The organism is Micromonospora sp. CA-248260 (genome assembly GCF_050942205.1).
Lineage (GTDB): Bacteria > Actinomycetota > Actinomycetes > Mycobacteriales > Micromonosporaceae > Micromonospora > Micromonospora antibiotica.
In genome coordinates, this window is the sequence record NZ_CP192021.1 from 383,504 (window position 1) to 401,947 (window position 18,444).

At 73.6% G+C, this 18,444-nt stretch carries 15 protein-coding genes and 1 pseudogene; 7 read left to right on the top strand and 9 right to left on the bottom strand.

The annotated features are described in order from the left end of the window. Nucleotides 1-129 precede the first annotated feature (129 nt). Together ACQP2H_RS01875 and ACQP2H_RS01880 are read right to left on the bottom strand one after the other, a co-directional pair. The gene (locus ACQP2H_RS01875) at nt 130-714 is read right to left on the bottom strand and encodes a hypothetical protein (RefSeq protein ID WP_433230678.1); all 585 of its coding nucleotides are present in this window, start codon (nt 712-714) and stop codon (nt 130-132) included. Nucleotides 715-2,064: 1,350 nt separating this feature from the next. Continuing rightward, nucleotides 2,065-3,627, bottom strand: coding sequence for a C40 family peptidase (locus tag ACQP2H_RS01880; protein WP_363818158.1), 1,563 nt, complete (start codon nt 3,625-3,627; stop codon nt 2,065-2,067). A gap of 246 nt (nt 3,628-3,873) precedes the next feature. Between ACQP2H_RS01880 and mqnE the strand changes: the two genes are divergently transcribed. From mqnE to ACQP2H_RS01895, 3 genes are all read left to right on the top strand, one after another. Next, on the top strand, nt 3,874-5,043 hold the full coding sequence (mqnE, locus tag ACQP2H_RS01885) for an aminofutalosine synthase MqnE (protein WP_219465818.1): 1,170 nt from the start codon (nt 3,874-3,876) through the stop codon (nt 5,041-5,043). A gap of 23 nt (nt 5,044-5,066) precedes the next feature. Next, the gene (locus ACQP2H_RS01890; RefSeq protein ID WP_219465820.1) at nt 5,067-5,507 is read left to right on the top strand and encodes a hypothetical protein; all 441 of its coding nucleotides are present in this window, start codon (nt 5,067-5,069) and stop codon (nt 5,505-5,507) included. Nucleotides 5,508-5,634: 127 nt separating this feature from the next. After that, nucleotides 5,635-5,907 carry a DUF4229 domain-containing protein gene (locus tag ACQP2H_RS01895; protein WP_204958639.1) on the top strand — a complete coding sequence of 91 codons (273 nt, stop codon included), beginning with the start codon at nt 5,635-5,637 and terminating at the stop codon, nt 5,905-5,907. Between the two features lie 248 nt (nt 5,908-6,155). Here the strand turns inward: ACQP2H_RS01895 and ACQP2H_RS01900 are convergent, their stop codons facing one another. Further along, entirely contained in the window at nt 6,156-7,532 is a 1,377-nt protein-coding gene (locus tag ACQP2H_RS01900; protein ID WP_363818162.1) for a C39 family peptidase, read from the bottom strand. Between the two features lie 204 nt (nt 7,533-7,736). On the opposite strand from ACQP2H_RS01900, the pseudogene ACQP2H_RS01905 reads away from it, so the two are divergent. From ACQP2H_RS01905 to ACQP2H_RS01920, 4 genes and pseudogenes are all read left to right on the top strand, one after another. Then, nucleotides 7,737-9,044 (top strand): annotated as a pseudogene (locus tag ACQP2H_RS01905) (M14 family metallopeptidase); the annotation flags it as partial. A 359-nt stretch (nt 9,045-9,403) separates the two neighbouring features. Beyond that, nucleotides 9,404-10,339, top strand: coding sequence for an ABC transporter substrate-binding protein (locus ACQP2H_RS01910; protein WP_219465823.1), 936 nt, complete (start codon nt 9,404-9,406; stop codon nt 10,337-10,339). A 274-nt stretch (nt 10,340-10,613) separates the two neighbouring features. Next, nucleotides 10,614-11,648 (top strand): FecCD family ABC transporter permease, encoded by a 1,035-nt coding sequence (locus ACQP2H_RS01915; RefSeq protein ID WP_219470593.1) that lies wholly within the window; start codon nt 10,614-10,616, stop codon nt 11,646-11,648. 56 nt (nt 11,649-11,704) lie between these two features. After that, nucleotides 11,705-12,496 carry an ABC transporter ATP-binding protein gene (locus ACQP2H_RS01920; protein WP_357532974.1) on the top strand — a complete coding sequence of 264 codons (792 nt, stop codon included), beginning with the start codon at nt 11,705-11,707 and terminating at the stop codon, nt 12,494-12,496. Between the two features lie 67 nt (nt 12,497-12,563). On the opposite strand, the gene ACQP2H_RS01925 is transcribed toward ACQP2H_RS01920, so the two are convergent. The 6 genes from ACQP2H_RS01925 to ACQP2H_RS01950 form a co-directional block, all read right to left on the bottom strand. Further along, entirely contained in the window at nt 12,564-13,331 is a 768-nt protein-coding gene (locus ACQP2H_RS01925; protein WP_357532976.1) for a VOC family protein, read from the bottom strand. A 93-nt stretch (nt 13,332-13,424) separates the two neighbouring features. After that, entirely contained in the window at nt 13,425-14,162 is a 738-nt protein-coding gene (locus ACQP2H_RS01930) for an ABC transporter permease (RefSeq protein WP_219465826.1), read from the bottom strand. A 12-nt stretch (nt 14,163-14,174) separates the two neighbouring features. Then, nucleotides 14,175-15,128: an ABC transporter ATP-binding protein gene (locus ACQP2H_RS01935; protein ID WP_219465830.1), complete on the bottom strand. Its 954-nt coding sequence runs from the start codon at nt 15,126-15,128 to the stop codon at nt 14,175-14,177. Further along, nucleotides 15,125-15,436, bottom strand: coding sequence for a winged helix-turn-helix domain-containing protein (locus ACQP2H_RS01940; protein WP_219465831.1), 312 nt, complete (start codon nt 15,434-15,436; stop codon nt 15,125-15,127). The genes ACQP2H_RS01935 and ACQP2H_RS01940 overlap by 4 nt, the downstream gene beginning before the upstream one ends. Further along, nucleotides 15,433-16,062, bottom strand: a complete 630-nt coding sequence (locus ACQP2H_RS01945) for a transporter (RefSeq protein WP_208565493.1) — start codon at nt 16,060-16,062, stop codon at nt 15,433-15,435. Before ACQP2H_RS01945 ends, ACQP2H_RS01940 begins: the two co-directional genes overlap by 4 nt. 166 nt (nt 16,063-16,228) lie before the next feature. Continuing rightward, nucleotides 16,229-18,301: a HelD family protein gene (locus ACQP2H_RS01950; protein ID WP_433230688.1), complete on the bottom strand. Its 2,073-nt coding sequence runs from the start codon at nt 18,299-18,301 to the stop codon at nt 16,229-16,231. Between the last annotated feature and the right edge of the window lie 143 nt (nt 18,302-18,444).

Below are 18,444 nucleotides of genomic sequence, written 5' to 3' on the forward strand. Positions count from 1 at the left end.
ACGGCGATCCGGCGGTGCCGCCAGTGAACCCCGAGCCGGTAGTGGGCGGACTCACCCCGATCCGGTGGGCCTCGTCCGCCCGACGGATACGCCCACCAGCACCTGCGTGCCGCCCCCGTCGGCCCGGCCTCACTCGGACAGCATGTTGCCGACCAGCCCGTCCATCACGTCGTTGGCGAGTAGGACGACCAGCACGCTGATCGCGACCAGCAGCCCGAGTGAAGCGGCGAGCACGATCACCACCCGGGTGGTTCGGGATCGCGGGGCCGGCGTGTCGGACCACCCCTGGGCCAGGATGTGCCCGGTCAGCGAGCCGGAGTTCTCTACCGGGTTGGCTGCCGGGAACGCGATCGTGGAGTGCCCCGGGCCGTCGGTGCCGCCGTAGCCGATGCTCGCCAGGTCCGGACCGCCCCGGTACGAGGTGCCGGTGGCGGGGCGGGCCACGCCGTCGGTCGTCCCGACCGGGGCGGGGGCGAAGCGGGGTGGTTCGGGCGGTGCGGGTGCCGGCACCACCGGCAGCGCCGACGTCGCCCCGTCAGCGGACGGGTCGGGCACGACCGGGGCCCGGAACGTCGGGGTGGTCGCGCCGACGGCACCCGACCCGGTGCTCGCCACCGGTGCCGGGGGCGCGGACGCCGGTGGGGTGAAGGTGGGTGGGGGCGGGGATGCGGGTGGGGTGACGGCAGCGGCCGGCGGGAGCGGGGGCGCGGACACGGACGGCGGCGCCGAGGTGGGCGCGGTGAAGGCGACGGGTGCCGGGGCTGACGGTGTCGCGGCGGGCGGGCTGGTGGTGCCGGCGGGGGCGGATTGGCGGTGCCGGCGGGGGGCGGGCCGACGGTGCCGGTGGGGGGCGGGTTGGCGGTGCCGGCGGCGGTGCGGACGACCGCGGAGGCGCTGGCCCGGACGGTCGGGGTCGCGCGGCCGGGCATGGCCGGTGGCGGCGGGAACGGGGGCGCCGGCATCGGGCCGGGCGGTGCCGGCGACGGCGGCACCACCGGACCCGGGGGCGGCACCGGCGGCCCCGGCACGGGTGGGACCGGACCGGGCGGGACCGGGGTGGGACCCGGCGGAGGGCCGGGCAGCGGCGGGACCGGCGCGGGGAACGGGCCGGGCGCGGGCGGCTCGGGGGTGAACGGCGTGGGACTCGGGGCCGGCTCGGGAACGGGCGACGGCCGCGGGGCCGGCGACGGCTCGGGGGCGGGCTCCGGGTCCGGGGTGGGCGGCTGGACCGGGGCCGGTGGGGTGGAGGGCTGCCCCGGGGTCGGCGGGGTGGGTGGCTGGGCCGGGGTCGGGGGCTGCGCCGGCTCGGGCGGCTCCGGGCTGACCGGTGCCGACCGGTACACCCCGGGGGCCGCGTCACCGGGCCGGGTCCCCGCGCCCGCTGCCGCGCCTTCGGCCTCGGCGGCGGAGATGCGACTCAGCCCGGGGACCGAAACGCTGGCCCGGGCCGTCCCGCCGTCCGATCCGCCGCGTTGTTCGGGAACACCGCCCGGGGTGGCCGGGCGGACCGGGCCCGAACCGCCGGGAGCCGGGTCACCCGGTTCGGGTGTTCGCGAGGCGGGGACGGTGGACGGGCCGGCGGCGGTGGGGCTGCCCGCCCGGTAGGTGGTCGCGGTGGCCACCCCGGAGGGCAGTTCGTCGCCCTCGGGCGGCACGGTCATGGTGTGCACGCTGGCCGTGGCGCGGGCCGACCCGTCGGCGGTCGGGCCAGGCCGGGCCGACCCGTCGGCGGCCGGACCTGGCCGGGCCGGGGTGTCGGCGGTTCCGGTGGGCCGGCCGGGGGCCTCGGTGGGTCGGCCCGGGGGGTCGGAGGTCGCGGCACCGGACCGGTCGGGGGCGTCGGCGGACACGACGGGTCGGTCCGGGCTGCCGGTGGCCGGGTCGGGCACGGATCCCTGGTCGACGTGTCGCACCGGAACCTCTTGCTCAGCCATGATCGCCCTCCGCGCACCCTCGCACCCGTGCCCTGTGAACGGCGACCGGATGTGCCTCGTGTCACCGTGCCACATCTCGCCCCGTCGGCACAGTCGGAGTGCCGAGGGTGGTCGCAACGGTGGCGGTCGGTCAGCTCCCGGTGCTCGCCGAGGCGGAGGTGGACGCCGACCGGCTGCTCTCCGGGGCGCCGGTGCTGCCGCCCGTGGTCGGGTTGGTGCTGCTGTCCGGTGTGCCGGTGCCGGTGCCGGAGACGCTCGGTGTCGGGTCGGGGCTCTTGCTCGGCGTGGGCGTGGGCTTCGGCGTCGGTGGCTTCGTCGGTGCGGTGGTCGACGTCGGCCGGGGCGTGGGCGGCTTCGGCGACGCGGTGGTGGGCTTCGGGGAGGGCGTGGTGGGCTTCGGCGACGCGGTGGTGGGCTTCGGCGTCGGGGACGGCGTCGGGACCTGGGTGATCGGGGAACCGGGGGTGTTCACCGCGCCGACGACCCGGGTGGCGGCGTAGAGACCGGACCACCGGACCTGGGAGATCTTGACCACGTCCCCGCTGCGTGGCGCCTGCACCATCCGCCCCCCGCCGATGTACATGGCGACGTGGTGGATGGTCGTCCAGCTGCTGCCCGAGGCGAAGAAGAGCAGGTCGCCGGGGAGTAGGGCCGCCTGGGAGACCGTCCGGCTCCGCGTGGCGTAGTACTGGTCGCGGGCGACCCGGGGCAGGTCGTAATAGCCGGCGGACCGGTAGGCGGCCCACATCAGCCCCGAGCAGTCGAAGCGGTCCGGGCCTTCGGCCGCCCACAGGTAGGGGTCGCCGAGCTGCGCGAGCGCGTACCGCACGGCGGCGAGCGCCTGCGGGCTGGCGTTCAGCCCGGTGCTGCTCTGCCCCTCGACGTACGCCGCACCCAGCTTCTGCTCGGCGGCCTCCTGCTGCTTTTCCAGCGCGATGAGCTGGGCCTGGTTGTCCGCGCGCAGCTTGGCGATCTTGGCGTCGTTGTCGCGCAGCGCCTTCTGCACCGCGGCGAACTGTTCCTCCGCCCGCCGGACCCGGTCGGTGGCGGCGGTGACCGCCTGGGCGGCGACCTGCTCGGCCGTCCGGGCCCGGGACAGTTCGCCGGCCGCCGCGGTGGTCTCGTCGTCGGCCTGCTGCCCCCGGGAGACCCGCTGCAGGACGCTCAGCCCGTGCAGGTCGCGGGCCAGTTCACCGGGCGGCAGGGCGGCGGCGGCCTTGAAGGCGTTCGCGGCGACGGCGTTGGCCTGCTGCTCCGCCACGGTCAGCGCGCCCCGGGCCCGGGTCAGCTCACCCTGGACGCCGGTGAGCTGGACCCGTGCGTCGTCGCGTTGCTTCTGCAACTGCAGGAGTTGGTCGGCGAGCTGACCGTTCTGCGCGGTCAGGGTGTCGATCTGGGACAGCAGCGGGCTGGTCGGTAGCCCGCCGACCGGCAGGGTCGGGTAGCTGGGCTGGCCCGGGAGCGGGTAGCCGGGCGTCGCCGCGCCGGGCAGCTGCAACCCGCCGGTGACCACCGGCCGGGAACCGGTGTCCGGGACGGTGTTGGGCAGCGGCGGCTCGGCATAGGCCGGGGTGGCCAGGACCATCGCGGCGACCGCGCCGAGCAGCGCCGACCAGAGCGCCGGCCGCAGCACCGGGGAGATCACCGGGACCCTGCGTCGTCGCTGTCGTCGCCCGTGCCCGCTGTCGACCATTCCGCTCCCTGTGCCGCGTGATGGTGCCGCCGCCTTAGGTGGGGCGCGACGACCCGGGACGCCGCCGGTGTGCGCCGCGTCCCATCCTGTCTTACCGCACCGGGACAACGATGTCGATGCGTGAGCAGCTTGGAGAACCCTGGGAGTACGGGTGAGGTAGGTCGCTGGCGGTGCCCGTCCTGCCGACCTGTCGCTCGTCCGACGTAGGCTCGATCCGACCGCAGGTGGAAGGGACGTGGCTTTTCGATGGACGCCGGACTCAAGCGTGAGCTCGAAGCGAAGGTGTACGCGGGGGAGCGACTGACCCGCTCGGACGGGATCGCCCTCTATGAGAGCGACGACCTGACCTGGTTGGGCCGGCTGGCCCACCACCGGCGTACGGAGTTGAACGGCGAACGGGTGATGTTCAACGTCAACCGGCACCTCAACCTGACGAACGTCTGTTCCGCCTCGTGTGCGTACTGCTCGTTCCAGCGCAAGCCGGGCGAGAAGGACGCGTACACGATGCGTATCGAGGAGGCGGTCCGCAAGGCCAAGGAGATGGAGGACGAGCAGCTCACCGAGTTGCACATCGTCAACGGCCTGCACCCCACGTTGCCCTGGCGCTACTACCCGAAGGTGCTGCGGGAGCTGAAGGCGGCGCTGCCCAACGTCAAGCTCAAGTGTTTCACCGCGACCGAGGTGCAGTGGTTCGAGAAGATCAGTGGCCTGTCGGCCGACGAGATCCTCGACGAGCTGATGGACGCCGGCCTGGAGTCGTTGACCGGCGGCGGCGCGGAGATCTTCGACTGGGAGGTCCGCCAGCACATCGTCGACCACGCCTGCCACTGGGAGGACTGGTCCCGGATCCACGCGTTGGCCCACGCCAAGGGCATGAAGACCCCGGCGACGATGCTCTACGGCCACATCGAGGAGCCCCGGCACCGGGTCGACCACGTGCTGCGGTTGCGTGAGTTGCAGGACGAGACCGGCGGGTTCGCGGTCTTCATCCCGCTGCGCTACCAGCACGACTTCGTCGACTCGGCGGACGGCAAGATCCGTAACCGGATCCAGGCGCGCACCACGATGGCCTCGCCGGCCGAGTCGCTCAAGACGTTCGCGGTGTCCCGGTTGTTGTTCGACAACGTCCCGCACGTGAAGAACTTCTGGGTGATGCACGGCCTGTCGGTGGCCCAGCTCTCGCTCAACTTCGGCGTGGACGACCTGGACGGCTCGGTCGTCGAATACAAGATCACCCACGACGCCGACTCGTACGGCACCCCGAACACCATGCACCGCGACGACCTGCTGCACCTGATCTGGGACGCCGGCTTCCAGCCGGTCGAGCGGGACACCCGCTACAACGTGGTCCGCGAGTACGACCGGGCACCCGCGTTGGCGTCCCGGCGTGCCGAGCCGCAGCAGGTCTGGGCCTGACCCGGCCGTATGCTCGTCACACCATGACCGGACAGCAGCCGACCGCGCAGCAGCGCAGCGGGTTTCCCCGCCGCGACACCGAGGGACGCATCCTCACCCTGGGTGACCTGCTCGGGGTGAGCCTGGCCGGTTGGGTGATCGGCGTGCTGGCGCTGGTGCTCTTCGACTGGGCGTTCGCCGTGGCCGGCGCGGGCGACTTCGGCCGTACCAACGGCTGGCTCGCGGTGATCCTGCCGGTCTGGCTGTTCTGGGACGAATTCCGGGCCTGGGACTTCGGCGCGGCCCGGGTGGTGGCGGCCCTGTTCGCCGCGGTGGTCGCGGTGGTCGCCGGGCTGCTGGTGGCGGGCCTGGCCGCCGGGCTCGCGCCGCTGTTCACCGGTGGGTTGGCCGCGCTCGCGTTCACCGTCGGGTACGCGGTGCTCTGGTTCCAGGGCGTGCACTGGCTGGCCCGACGGACGGGCTGAACCACCCGGCTGCGGGCCTCCCGACGCAGCAGCCGGGCGTTCCGACGCAGAATCAAGGAGTGGGCAACGTGGGCGCGAGCAGCGAGCGGGGTGTGCGAGCCCTGCGGTCGCGGATGAGGATGGTCCGGTGAGCGCGGCGGTGAAGTACACGCTGGCCCGGATCGGGCTGTTCCTGGTGGTCGTGGCGGCGTTGTGGCCGGTCGGGATGAACCTCTTCCTGAAGCTGATGGTGGCGTTGATCTTTTCCGCCGCCGCGTCGTTCTTCCTGCTCCGGGGCTGGCGGGACCAGATGGCCGAGGAGGTGGCCGCCGCCGCCGAGCGGCGACGCGCGGAGAAGGAGCGGCTGCGCTCCGCCCTGGCCGGCGACGACCACCCCGGCGGGGACGCCCCGCGCCCCTGATCCCCGCCCGCCCCGCGGACACGCCCCGCCCCCCGCGGACACGCCCCGCGCCCTCTCCGGCCCCCGCCCTGGTGATCAAGAGGTTTGCGCCAACTTCGATCTTCAACCTGACGCAAACCTCTTGATCGCCAGGCACCAGCGACGCATCGCGTCCTACCGGGCGTGATCCACTCCAGGTTGACTCAAGAGCGGTATCGCTGCCTGGCGATACCGCTACTTCGGCTCCCGAGAGTGGATCTTGAGCCGGGTCACCAGTTGGTCGAGCCCGGGACCACCGGCCATGGGCGGTCGATCGGCTTGATCAGGTAGGCGATGCCGCCCGACCCACCGGCCACCGTGCCGTTCGCCCGGTAGCGCTTGGTGCGTAGCCAGATCTGCTCGAACTGGTCGCGTCGGTAGACGTTGCGGACCTCGGCGTTGGACGCCGACGCCGGGTCGTTGACGATCACGTCGCCGTCGGCGGTGAAGCCGACGATCACGAAGAGGTGCCCGGAGGTGCCGTAGTTCGACCCGTCCAGCTCGGTGTCGAGGAAGGACTGCGAGGTGACCACGGGGATGCCGGCCCGGATGAACCGTTCCGCCTCGTCGAGGGAGTGCAGCCGGGTGACCCGGGCCTCGATGCCGGGGAAGCTGGCCGCGTACGCGGTGTTGAACGGCCAGTTGCCCGCGCCTTCGTACTCGTTGTCCCAGGTCATCCGGGCGGCGTGGACGACCTGCGGGTCGGGGTGGTCGGGGTCTATCCAGGACAGGTCGGCCGCCGACGGCAGCTTGCCGTAGTGCTCCAGCACCATCGTGGTGGACGTCGGGCTGCACCAGACCTGACCGCCGCCGCCCCACTCGGGGTAGCTGCCCCGGTGGATCATCTGGGAGCGGGCCGGCACGGGCAGTTCGGTGCCCCAGGCGATGTGGCCCCGGCTCGGGGTGACGGTGAACCGGTCCGGCACGTGCGAACTCATCGCGCCGAGCATCCGGACCCGGGGCGCGGCGGCCTGACCGGGTGCGCGGTAGAGGGTGAGCCGCAGTTGGTACGACCGCAGCAGCACCCCGGCGGCGGCGTCGTCGATGGCGAAGGTGTCGGTCCACACGCTGGACCAGGGGTCGCCCTGACCGTCCAGGGTGGCGCGGGCGATGTCGCGGTCACCGGAGGCCCAGCGGGCCATGACGTACCACGGGGTGTGGTCGCCGGTGGTGTAGGTGCCCTGGAGTTCGACCTGAAGCCAGGTGCCGGTGGGGGTGTCGGCGTTCCAGGAGGCGACCAGTTCGGTGGCGTCGAAGCCGATCGTGGTGGGTGGCGAGGTCCAGGTGGCGTACTCCCAGGTGCGGGTGGTGCCGGTGTGCGGGTCGGTGAACTCTGTGGTGCCGGCCGGGCGGCCGATGGTGAGACCGGCGCGGTGCCCGGGTGCGGCGTACGTGCCCCGGTGGGTGCCGGCCCGCCAGTCGGGGTGCCGGGACCACTCCTGGAAGGTGATCTGCTCGTCGTGTCCGCCCGGGGGCGGGCGGTCCCCGGCGGGTGGGGGCGTCCCGGTGGGTGACGGGCCGGCGGCGTGGACGGGTGCGGTGCTGGCGAGCAGGGTGAGGGTGGCGACGCCGACCAGGGCGACCGCGCGCAGGGCTCTGCTGGACATGGCAACTCCGCAGGGTGGGGAATCGTTGTCGTTCACTGTCCCGCCCGGCAGGAAGTTTCGCCAGGGCTTGCAGATGAGAAAGTCATTGCCGATGTGACGATCCGGTCGGGATGGTTGGAGACAGTCACGGATATTGATATGACCATGTGACTCCTGGTGAAGTGGGCACACAACGGGATCTCCCGTACCCCGAGGAGGATGTTCATGGCCTTCCGCACCTCCCCCTTCCGGCGTCGCCTGGCGCTCGCCGTCGTCGCCGGCCTCGGCCTGACCGCCGTCGCCACCGGGCCGGTCTCCGCGCGCCCGGCCCCGGAGCCCGAGCCCGCCGCCGCCGAATACCGGGTGCTCGGCCCGCGTACCCTCGCCGACCGCAACGCCGTCGCCCGCACCGGCGCGGCGATCGACTCCGCTGAACACGGCGTGCTGTACGTCTCGGCGACCCGGTCCGAGGCAGCCGCGATCACCCGGCTCGGTTTCCGGCTGGAGCGGGAGACCGCGCCGGCTCCCGCCGAGGGGGCCAGTGCCCTCGCCTTCCCCCCGGCCGACTCGAACTACCACGACTACGCCGAGCTGACCACAGTGGTCAACCAGGTGGTCGCCGACCACCCGGCCATCGCCCGCAAGATCAGCATCGGTCGGTCGTACGAGGGCCGCGACCTGATGGCGGTGAAGATCTCCGACAACGTCGGCACCGACGAGGCCGAACCGGAGATCCTGTTCAACTCCCAGCAGCACGCCCGCGAGCACCTGACCGTCGAGATGGCGATCTACCTGCTGAACCTGTTCACCGACAGCTACGGCACCGACTCGCGGATCACCAGCATCGTCAACTCCCGGGAGATCTGGATCGTCCCCACGGTCAACCCGGACGGCAGCGAGTACGACATCGCCACCGGCTCCTACCGGTCCTGGCGCAAGAACCGGCAGCCCAACAGCGGCGCGGCGGCGGTCGGCACCGACCTGAACCGCAACTGGGGCTACAACTGGGGCTGCTGCGGCGGCTCGTCCGGTGCGCCGTCGTCGAGCACCTACCGGGGGCCCTCCGCCTTCTCCGCGCCGGAGACCAAGGCGCTGCGGGACTTCGTCAACAGCCGGGTCGTCGGCGGGGTGCAGCAGATCAAGGCCAACATCGACTGGCACACCTACTCGCAGCTGGTGCTCTGGCCGTTCGGCTACACCACGGCCAACACCCCCAGTGGGATGACCGCCGACCAGTACAACACCTTCGCCACCCTCGGGCAGCGGATGGCGGCCACCAACGGCTACACCCCCGAGCAGTCCAGCGACCTCTACATCACCGACGGCGACAGCCTCGACTGGATGTGGGCGACCCACAAGATCTGGGCGTACACCTTCGAGATGTACCCCGGGTCGTCCGGGGCCGGTGGCGGCTTCTACCCGCCCGACGAGGTGATCCCCGCCCAGACCTCCCGCAACAAGGAGGCGGTGCTGCTCCTGTCGGAGTACGCCGACTGCCCCTACCGGGTCATCAACAAGCAGAGCACCTACTGCTGACCCACCGGACGTGACTCCGGGTGGGGTCCCGTAAGCCCCCGACGGGACCCCACCCACCCCCACCGACCAGACGATCTTCGCTGGTCGTGCGCTACCGTGGCACCCGATCGACCCGCAGCGAAGCCGGTGCGAAACCGGCGCTGTCCCGCAACTGAGATGCCCCACCGTGGTTCCCGGCCCCGCCGGTGACCCGCCCCGGCGCCCGGCCCGAGTGGCCGGCATCGTCGTGTGTGGGGACGAGCCAGGTCGCCTGCGGTCGGTCGCGACACGCGCTCTCGAGGAAGGGCGCCTCGCGGACGGGCACGCCAGCGGCCCTGTCGGCGAAGCACCACGCTCCTCGACCGACAGGAGGACCGATGTCCCGACGTACCCCCCGGTTGTTCGCCGCGACCCTCGCGGTGGCGGCCCTCGCCCTCGGCGCATGCGCCGAGAAGACCTCCGACGACACCCCCGCCGCCGGCAGCAGCTCCGCCGCCGCCTTCCCGGCCACCGTCGGCAACCTCACGCTGGACAAGCGGCCCGAGAAGATCGTCTCGCTGTCGCCCACCGCGACCGAGATGCTGTTCGCCATCGGGGCCGGCAAGCAGGTCACCGCCGTCGACGACCAGTCGAACCACCCGGCCGACGCGCCCAAGAGCGAGCTGTCCGGTTTCCAGCCCAACGCCGAGGCGATCGCCGGCAAGAACCCCGACCTGGTGGTGCTCGCCAACGACACCAACAAGATCGTCGCCCAGCTCACCGCGCTGAAGGTCCCGGTGCTGCTCACCCCGGCGGCGGCCACCCTCGACGACACCTACCGGCAGCTCACCGACCTGGGCACGCTCACCGGCCACCCGACCGAGGCGGCCGACGTGACCACCCGGATGAAGGACGAGATCGGCAAGCTCACCAAGGACCTGCCGCAGCGGTCCACCAAGCTGACCTACTACCACGAGCTGGGGCCGGAGCTGTACAGCGCGACCAGCAAGACCTTCATCGGCTCGATCTACGCGCTGGCCGGGCTGCAGAACATCGCCGACGCCTCCGACGCCGACGGCAAGAACGGCGGCTACCCGCAGCTCTCCCAGGAGGTCATCGTCAAGGCGAACCCCGACTTCGTCTTCCTGGCCGACGTGAAGTGCTGCCAGCAGAGCGCCGACACGGTCAAGGCGCGCAGCGGCTGGGCCGGCATCACCGCCGTCAAGAACAACCAGGTCGTCGCGCTCGACGACGACGTCGCCTCCCGCTGGGGACCGCGCGTGGTCGACCTGCTCCGGTCGATCGTCGACGCCACCGCCAAGGTGCCCGCGTGACGGTCCACCCCCGGTGACCGTGCGCCCCACCGGCCCCGGACCGGCCGGGACGCCCGACGCGTCCCGGCCGTCCGGCCTGCCCGACCCCGGCCCGGCCGCCGCCGCAATCTCCCCGGCCGGGTCCGCCGGGGCCGATGTGCCGACCGGTGGGCGCGGTCGGGACGGTGGCCGCGAGTCCCGCTCGGTCGGGTCCGCGTCCGCGCCGGGTGGACGGCCCGGCGTCGGGTGGGTCCGCACCCCGAAGGTCGCCGCCGGTACGCCCCGACCGGCCGGGCTGCGTAAGCGTTGGCTCGCCGCCGGGGTGCTCGCCGTGCTGGTGGCCCTGGTCGCCGGGGTGTCCCTCGGCCCGGTGGGCCTGCCCCCCGGCAGCGTCGCCGCCGAACTGCTCAACCTGCTGCCCGGGGTACGCCTCGACAGCGGGCTGACCGAACGCGAGATCGCCATCGTCACCGAGCTGCGGCTGCCCCGGGTGGTGCTCGGCCTGCTCGTCGGTGCTCTGCTCGCCCTGGCCGGCGGCTGCTACCAGGGCGTGTTCCGCAACCCGCTGGCCGACCCGTACCTGCTGGGGGTGGCGGCCGGCGCGGGGCTCGCGGTGACCGCCGTGATCACGCTGGGCGGTGTCGGGGCGGGCGGGGCGCTGACCGGGATGCCCGTCACGATCCCGCTCGCCGCGTTCGTCGGCTCGCTCGGGGCGGTCGCCCTGACGTACCTGCTCGGGGCGGCCGGCGGGCGGGACCGGTCACCGGCCACCCTGATCCTGGCCGGGGTGGCGGTGTCGGCGTTCCTCTCCGCCGGGCAGACGTACCTGCTGCAACGGCACTCCGACAGCATCCAGATGGTCTACTCCTGGCTGCTCGGGCGGCTGGGCACCGCCGGTTGGGGCGACGTCCGGCTGATCCTGCCGTACTTCGTGCTGACCGCCGTGGTGGTGCTGCTGCACCGGCGGGAACTCGACGTGCTTTCCGTCGGCGACGACGAGGCGGCCAGCCTCGGCCTGCACCCGCAGCGGTCCCGCTACCTGCTGATCGCCGCCGCCTCGCTCGGCACCGCCGCCGCCGTCTCCGCGTCCGGCCTGATCGGCTTCGTGGGGATCATCGTGCCGCACACCGTACGGCTGCTGGCCGGGTCGAGCTACCGGGTGATCCTGCCGCTGTCGATGCTCTTCGGCGGGGCGTTCCTGGCGCTGACCGACGTGGTCGCCCGGACCGCCGCCGCCCCCGCCGAGATCCCCATCGGCGTGGTGACCGCCCTGCTCGGCGGCCCGTTCTTCGTCCTGGTCCTGCGCACCGCCCGCCGGGTGTTCCCGTGAGCGCGAGGAGTGAGCCGGTGTTGCGAGCCCCGCAGTCGCGAACGAAAGGCGGTCCCGTGAGCGGTCCGGCGGTCGAGGTGCGGGGGCTGCACGTGCGGCTCGGTGGGGAGGTGATCCTGGCCGGCGTCGACCTGACGGTCGCCGCGGGTGAGTGGGTCACCGTGATCGGACCGAACGGTGCCGGCAAGTCGACCCTGCTGCGGGCCGTCGGCGGCCTGCTGCCCGCCCCGGGCGCGGTCTCGCTGTTCGGTACGCCGTCCGGCGCGTTGCGTCGCCGGGACCGGGCCCGGGTGGTGGCGACGGTGGCGCAGTCCCCGGTGGTGCCGGCGGGCATGTCGGTGTTCGACTACGTACTGCTGGGGCGGACCCCGTACATCGCGCCGTTGGGGCGGGAGTCGGCGGCGGACCTGGCCGCCGTGCACGACGTGTTGGACCGGTTGGATCTGACCGGGTTCCAGCGGCGGGAGCTGGCGACCCTCTCCGGCGGGGAGCGGCAGCGGGTCTTCCTGGCCCGGGCGCTCGCCCAGGGCGCCACCCTGCTGTTGCTGGACGAGCCGACCAGCGCGTTGGACATCGGCCACCAGCAGGAGGTGTTGGAGTTGGTCGACCAGTTGCGCCGGGCGCACGGCCTGACCGTGCTGGCCACCATGCACGACCTCTCCGTCGCCGGTGAGTACGCCGACCGGATGGTGCTGCTCGCCGACGGCCGGGTCGTCGCGGCGGGCCCACCCGAGCAGGTGCTCACCGAGGAGTTGCTGTCCCACCACTACCGGGCCCGGGTCCGGGTCATCCCCGGCGACCACGGCCCGCTGGTGGTCCCCACCCGCCCCGAGCCACGGCGAACCTGAGGGTCGACGGTGCCGGGCCGCGCGGTCGACGGTGCCGGCGGGCGTCCGGATGCCGTCGGGCGGCTGGTCAGGGGGTGTCGGCGGCGGGGCGAAGCAGGGAGAAGTAGGCGCCCTGGGGGTCGCGGAGGGCGGCACGGCGGCCCAGCAGGGTGTCCCGGGGTGGGGTGACGATGGTGCCGCCGAGGGTGGTGGCGCGGGCGGCGGTCGCGTCCACGTCGGCCACCGCGAAGAACACCGACCAGTACGCCGGCCGCGCGCCACCGTCGTCTGTCGTCGGCAGCATCCCGGCCACGATCCGCGCCCCGCACCGCCAGCCGGTGTAGCCGGGCCCACCGGCGGGTTGCTCCTCGGGGTGCCAGCCGAAGACCAGTTCGTAGAAGACCTTCGCGCCTTCGGGGTCGGGGCTGACCAGTTCGTTCCAGCACATCGCCCCGGGGGCGTCGAGCAACTCCGCGCCGGGCATCCGCATCGGCTGCCAGACGCTGAACACCGCGCCGGCCGGGTCGGCGAAGACCGCCATCCGCCCCGCGTCGAGGACGTCGAACGGGGCGACCAGCACCTGCCCGCCGGCCGCCTCGACCCGGGTGGTGACCAGGTCGGTGTCGTCGGTCGCCACGTACGTCGACCAGACCGGCAGTTGGTCCGGGTCGGCCGGTGGGCCGGCGCCCGCCACCGCCCGGCCGTCGCGGTGGAAGGTGGTGTAGCCGGCCGGCCCGGGTTCCGGTGTGATCCGGCCGGTCCAGCCGAACAGTTCCGGGTAGAACCGCCGGGCGGCGTCCAGGTCGGGGGTCGCCAGGTCGGTCCAGCAGGGCGTGCCCGCGGCGACGGTGCGCACGTCGGCCCCTCTCGGCTGCGGGGGCGTGCCGGCGCGACGCCCTGCCGGCATCGTGGCACCGGTCGCCGGTCACCGGGCCGAACCGGCGAAAGGTCAACTGAACCGGCGACCCTCGTCGCGCCGGTACGCCCAGCCGGAGAGGGCGGCGAGCAGCACGATCCAGACCCCGAGCATGGCCAGGGCGAGCGGGTCGGGCCGCCAGTCGCCGACCGCCGCCCACATCAGTTCGACCGCCCCCCGGGTGGGCAGGAACGGCGCGACCACCTGGATGAAGCCGGGCGCGTCGCCCGGGGCGGAGAGCAGGCCGCCGCCGAAGGCCAGCGGGAAGAAGATGACCTGCGCGACGACGATCGCCGCCTTGCTCGGCAGCGAGTAGCCGATGGCGAGACCGAGCAGGGTGAACGGCACCGACACGACCGCGACGGTGACCGCGCCGAGCAGCAGCCCGACCGGGGTGACCCGGGCGGCCGTGGCGACCGCCGCGATGATCACGACGGGCAGCATCGACAGGTAGGTCAGCACCAGCCCGGCCAGGATCCGCCCGGCCAGGCGGGGTCCGGGCCCCGCCGGCAGGGTCCGGGTGTACGGGTTCCACGGCTGGTCGCGGTCCTCGGCGACGCCGATGCCGTACTGGAAGATGTTGGCGCTCATCACCGCGAAGGTGACCATCGCGGCGGTGGCGTAGGTGGCGCCGGTCGGGTCGTCCCCGGCGAACGGGACGACGAAGAAGAGCATCGCGGCGGCGGGGAAGAAGGCGCTGCCCACCACGGCGACGGGGACGCGGATGATCTCAAGGAGCTGGTAGCGGGCGTGAACCAGGGTGAGCGGCACGGCGTCGACTCCTCAGGCAATGGGTCGGCCGCCGACGGCGGCGCTGGTGGCGGTGCCGGTCCCGGTCGGGTCGGCGGTGGTCCGGGTCGGGTCGGCGGTGGTCCCGGCGGCGGTGATGGTGAGGAACGCCTCCTCCAACGAGGTGGGGCGGACCTCCAGGTCACGGAACGCCACCCCGGCGGTGACCAGGTCGCGGACCAGTTGGTCGGCGTCGGTGGTGAGCAGGTGGGTACGTCCGTCGGTGTGCTCGGTGGCGACCACGCCGGGCAGCGCGGGCAGGTCGTCGGCGGCCAGGCTGACCCGGCGGACACCGACGATGTCGCGGATCGCGCCGACGGTGTCGTCGGCGAGCACCCGGCCCTGCCCGAGCACCACGACCCGCTGCGCCAACGCCTCCACCTCTTCGAGGTAGTGGCTGCTCAGCAGCACCGTCCCGCCGTCGGCGTGGAACGACCGGATGGCCTCCCACAGGGTGTGCCGGGCCTCGACGTCGAGCCCGGTGGTGGGTTCGTCGAGGACGACCAGCCGGGGCCGGCCGACGAAGGCCAGTGCGACGGCGAGCCGTCGCCGTTGCCCCCCGGAGAGCCCGCCGGTCTGTCGTTTCGCCTGGTCGGTGAGGCCGAACCGGTCGAGCAGTTCGCCCCGGGGCACCGGGTCGGGGAAGTGCGCGGCGACGAAGTCGACCACCTCGCCGACCCGGAGGGTGCCGGGCAGGCCGGTCTCCTGCGGGGTGACGCCGAGTTGCCGCCGGGCGGCCGGCTGGCGGGGGTCGCCGCCGAAGAGTTCGACCCGGCCGGCGCTGGGCCGGCGCAGCCCGACCAGCATGTTGATCAGGGTGCTCTTGCCGGCGCCGTTCGGCCCGAGCAGGCCGACGAGTTCTCCGGCGGAGACGGTCAGGTCGACCCGGTCGAGGGCGAGGACGTCGCCGTACCGGCGGGTGGCCTGGTCGGCGTGGGCGAGGATCATCGGGTCTCCCTGGGGTCGGGCGGGTCGAGCAGGGCGCGGATGTTCTCGGTGTATTCCTCGAAGGCCCGCCGCCCGCGCCGGCTGAGCCGGACCAGGGTGGTCGGGGTGCGTCCGCGGTGGGTCTTGTCGATCTCGACGTAGCCGGCGTCCTCCAGCTTGCGCAGGTGGACGGAGAGGTTGCCGGCGGTCATCGCGAGTAGTTCCTGGAGGCGGGGGAAGGTGATCCGGTCGCCGTCGGCCAGGGTGGCGAGGGTGACCACCACCCGCAGGCGGGCCTGGGCGTGGATGACCGGGTCGAGTTCGGTCATCCGTGCCGCCGCCGGGCGAGCGCGCCGGCCACCAGCAGTCCACCGCCACCGGCCACCGAGACCACCAGCGCGTGCCAGCCGGGGCCGGCGATGACGCCGACGATGTTGACGGCGGTGAGCCAGACGCCGAGGCGGAACAGGGTGCGGTCGAGCCAGATCGCCCCGCCGGCCATGTGCAGGGCGCCGGTCAGCCCCACCGACAGCGCCGACCAGAGCAGCCCGGCGAGATCGGGCGGCAGGCTGTCGGTGACCCGGCCGATCACCACGGACAGGCTGAAGAACCCGAGGCCCCAGGCCGTGCCGTACCACCTGCCGCGCTGCGCGGACTCGCCCGCGACGTGCCGGTAGGCGCGGGCGCTGCCCACTCCGAAGACCACCGCGGCGGCGGCGAGCAGCACGAACAGCAGGGTCAGCGGCAGCCAGGCCGGCATGTCGACGAGGGTGCGCCCGTCGGGGGAGAACCGCAGGAAGTAGACCCCGAAGCCGATCAGCCAGGCGAATCCCCAGGGCCAGTAGTGCACCCGGGGGTCGGGTTCGAGCCGTTGGACCGTGCTGGCCTGCTGCTCGCGGATCAGCCGCATCGCCTCGGCGGCGTCGAGCGGGGCGGCTTCGTCATCGGGGGTCATGCAAACTACTTTAAAACACAAAGTCGAGGGGTGGTGGGCCGGGTCGCCCACCGGACAGCGGCTGTTCCACCCGGTGCGGTGGCAGCGCCACCGGCGGCACGGCGGAGGATGCCCGGCCGGGCGGCCCTCACCCTCGCCGCCGGCCGGGGTCGGCTACCGGCCGGGGTCAGGGCGTCGGTGGTTCGGCGAGCGGGCCGGGCAGCGGAGCGGTGTGCAGCACCGACAGCCCGGACACGGCCCGGGTCAGCGCCACATAGAGGCGGTGCAGGCCGCGCGGCTCGGCGGCCACGATCGCGGCCGGCTCCACGACCACCACGTGGTCGTACTCCAGGCCCTTGACCAGGGTCGCGGGGACCACGGTGACCCGCGCCGAGGCCGTCGGGTCGTCGGCGGTCGCGGTCGGCACCCCGGCGGCGGCGAGGGCCGCACGCAGCCCGTCCACCGTGTCGTCGGCGGCGATCACCCCGACCGAGCCGTCGTGCCCGAGCGCCGCGCGCACCTCGGTCACCGTCGCCGCCGCCAGATCGGCCACGGTACGCACGTCGAGCGCCCCGTCACGCCGCAACGACACCGCCGGGGGTACGTCGACCGCCAACTCCGGCAGCAGCCGGTTGGCGAACGCGACCACCACGGCGGGCACCCGGAAACCCACGGTCAGCGGCACCACCACCGCGTCCGGCTTGCCCAGGTGGGCCAGGGACTCGCGCCAGTCGGTGGCGGCCCACGGCGCGGTGCCCTGGGCCAGGTCGCCGAGCAGGGTGATCGAGCCGTGCTCACTACGCCGGGCGATGGCCCGGCACTGCATCGGGGAGAGGTCCTGCGCCTCGTCGACCACCACGTGCCCGAACCCGGCGGCCCGTTCGATCAGTCCGGCCGCCTCGTCGATCAGCACCGTGTCGGCGGCGGTCCACCGGGTCGCCTTCGGCGTCCGGCCGAGCTTCGTGCCGTGCAACAGGGCCTGCTCGGCGGTGGTGAGCAGGCCGTCGGCGGCGGCGGCCAGCAGGTCCGGACCGGCGAGCAGGGAGTGCACCAGCCCCTCCGGGGTCAGCGCCGGCCACACCGCGTCGAGGAAGGCGGTCACCGGTCGGGACTTCCCCATCCGGCGCAGCCAGGCGTCCCCCGGCGACTCGGCCCGGCGGGCCTCGGCCTGGCGTTGCAGCAACCCCACCACCCGGGCCCGGACCCGCTCCCGCCCGGTGTCGTACGGCAGGCCCTCCCGGCGGGTCTCCTCGATCACCCGGTGCAGCGGGTCCAGTCCGATCCGCCAGCGGAACGACCCGTCCGACACCATGATCGGTTCGGTGGGGGCGGTGATCCGGGCGGCTGCGGCGCGGCGGAGCACCTCGGCCATCCGGGGGTCGTGCTTGAGGGCGGCCACCGCCGGGTCGTCGACCGCCCGGACGGGCACCCGGGCGACCAGGTCCTCCACGGTGGCCTGGGCCACCTCGACCTCGCCGAGGGCGGGCAGCACCGCCGCGATGTACGACAGGAACGCCCGGTTCGGGCCGACGATCAGCACCCCGGCGCGGCGCAGCCGCTCCCGGTGCAGATAGAGCAGGTACGCCGCCCGGTGCAGCCCGACCGCCGTCTTGCCGGTGCCCGGGGCGCCCTGCACGCAGATCGAGTCGGCCAGGTCCGCCCGGACCAGCTCGTCCTGCTCGGGCTGGATGGTGGCGACGATGTCGCGCATCGGCCCGACCCGGGGGCGTTCGATCTCGGCGGTGAGGATGCGGCTGGTGGTGCCCAGCTCCTCGCCCCGGTCCAGGTGCTCGTCCTCGAAGCTGGTCAGCGCCCCGGCACTGAACCCGAACCGCCGTCGTACCGCGACGCCCTGCGGGTCGCGGGCGCTGGCCCGGTAGAACGAGCGGGACACCGGGGCCCGCCAGTCCAGCACCAGCGGCTCGCCCCGCTCGTCGGTGACGTGCCGCCGGCCGACGTGGTAGCCCCGGCCGGCGTGCTCGGGGTCGGTGGGGCCGAAGTCCAGCCGGCCGAAGAACAACGCGGTGGTCGGGTCGTCGGCCAGTTCGGCGACCCGCCGGGCCAGGTGCCGGCCGAGCTGCTCGGCGGTGTACGCGTCCCCGGCGACCTTGTCACCGGTGGCGAAGAGCGACTGGGCGCGTTCCCGCATCCGGCGGAGGGCCTGTCGGGAGGTCTCCAGGTGGGCCTGCTCGGCGCTGAGTTCCGTTTCGAGGCGGGTGGGTTCGGGGTGGGTCCTGCCGCGTTCGTCGGTTGCGGGCACGGTGATCCTCTTTGGCGGTCTCGATCGGCTCGCCCGCGTATCCAGGACAGGTCCTTGGCGCGTGGGGACGTCCGCTGCGGTGCTACCTCACCACGGCCGTCGAGCGGTCAACCAGCCTACGCGCCGTCCAGCCTCCATCTCCA

What these genes read in the sequence shown, in the direction of transcription:
- ACQP2H_RS01880 (WP_363818158.1), bottom strand. Translation starts at nt 3,627, where the DNA reads ATGGTCGACAGCGGGCACGGGCGACGACAGCGACGACGCAGGGTCCCG.
- mqnE (WP_219465818.1), top strand. Translation starts at nt 3,874, where the DNA reads ATGGACGCCGGACTCAAGCGTGAGCTCGAAGCGAAGGTGTACGCGGGG.
- ACQP2H_RS01890 (WP_219465820.1), top strand. Translation starts at nt 5,067, where the DNA reads ATGACCGGACAGCAGCCGACCGCGCAGCAGCGCAGCGGGTTTCCCCGC.
- ACQP2H_RS01900 (WP_363818162.1), bottom strand. Translation starts at nt 7,532, where the DNA reads ATGTCCAGCAGAGCCCTGCGCGCGGTCGCCCTGGTCGGCGTCGCCACC.
- ACQP2H_RS01910 (WP_219465823.1), top strand. Translation starts at nt 9,404, where the DNA reads ATGTCCCGACGTACCCCCCGGTTGTTCGCCGCGACCCTCGCGGTGGCG.
- ACQP2H_RS01935 (WP_219465830.1), bottom strand. Translation starts at nt 15,128, where the DNA reads ATGATCCTCGCCCACGCCGACCAGGCCACCCGCCGGTACGGCGACGTC.
- ACQP2H_RS01940 (WP_219465831.1), bottom strand. Translation starts at nt 15,436, where the DNA reads ATGACCGAACTCGACCCGGTCATCCACGCCCAGGCCCGCCTGCGGGTG.
- ACQP2H_RS01945 (WP_208565493.1), bottom strand. Translation starts at nt 16,062, where the DNA reads ATGACCCCCGATGACGAAGCCGCCCCGCTCGACGCCGCCGAGGCGATG.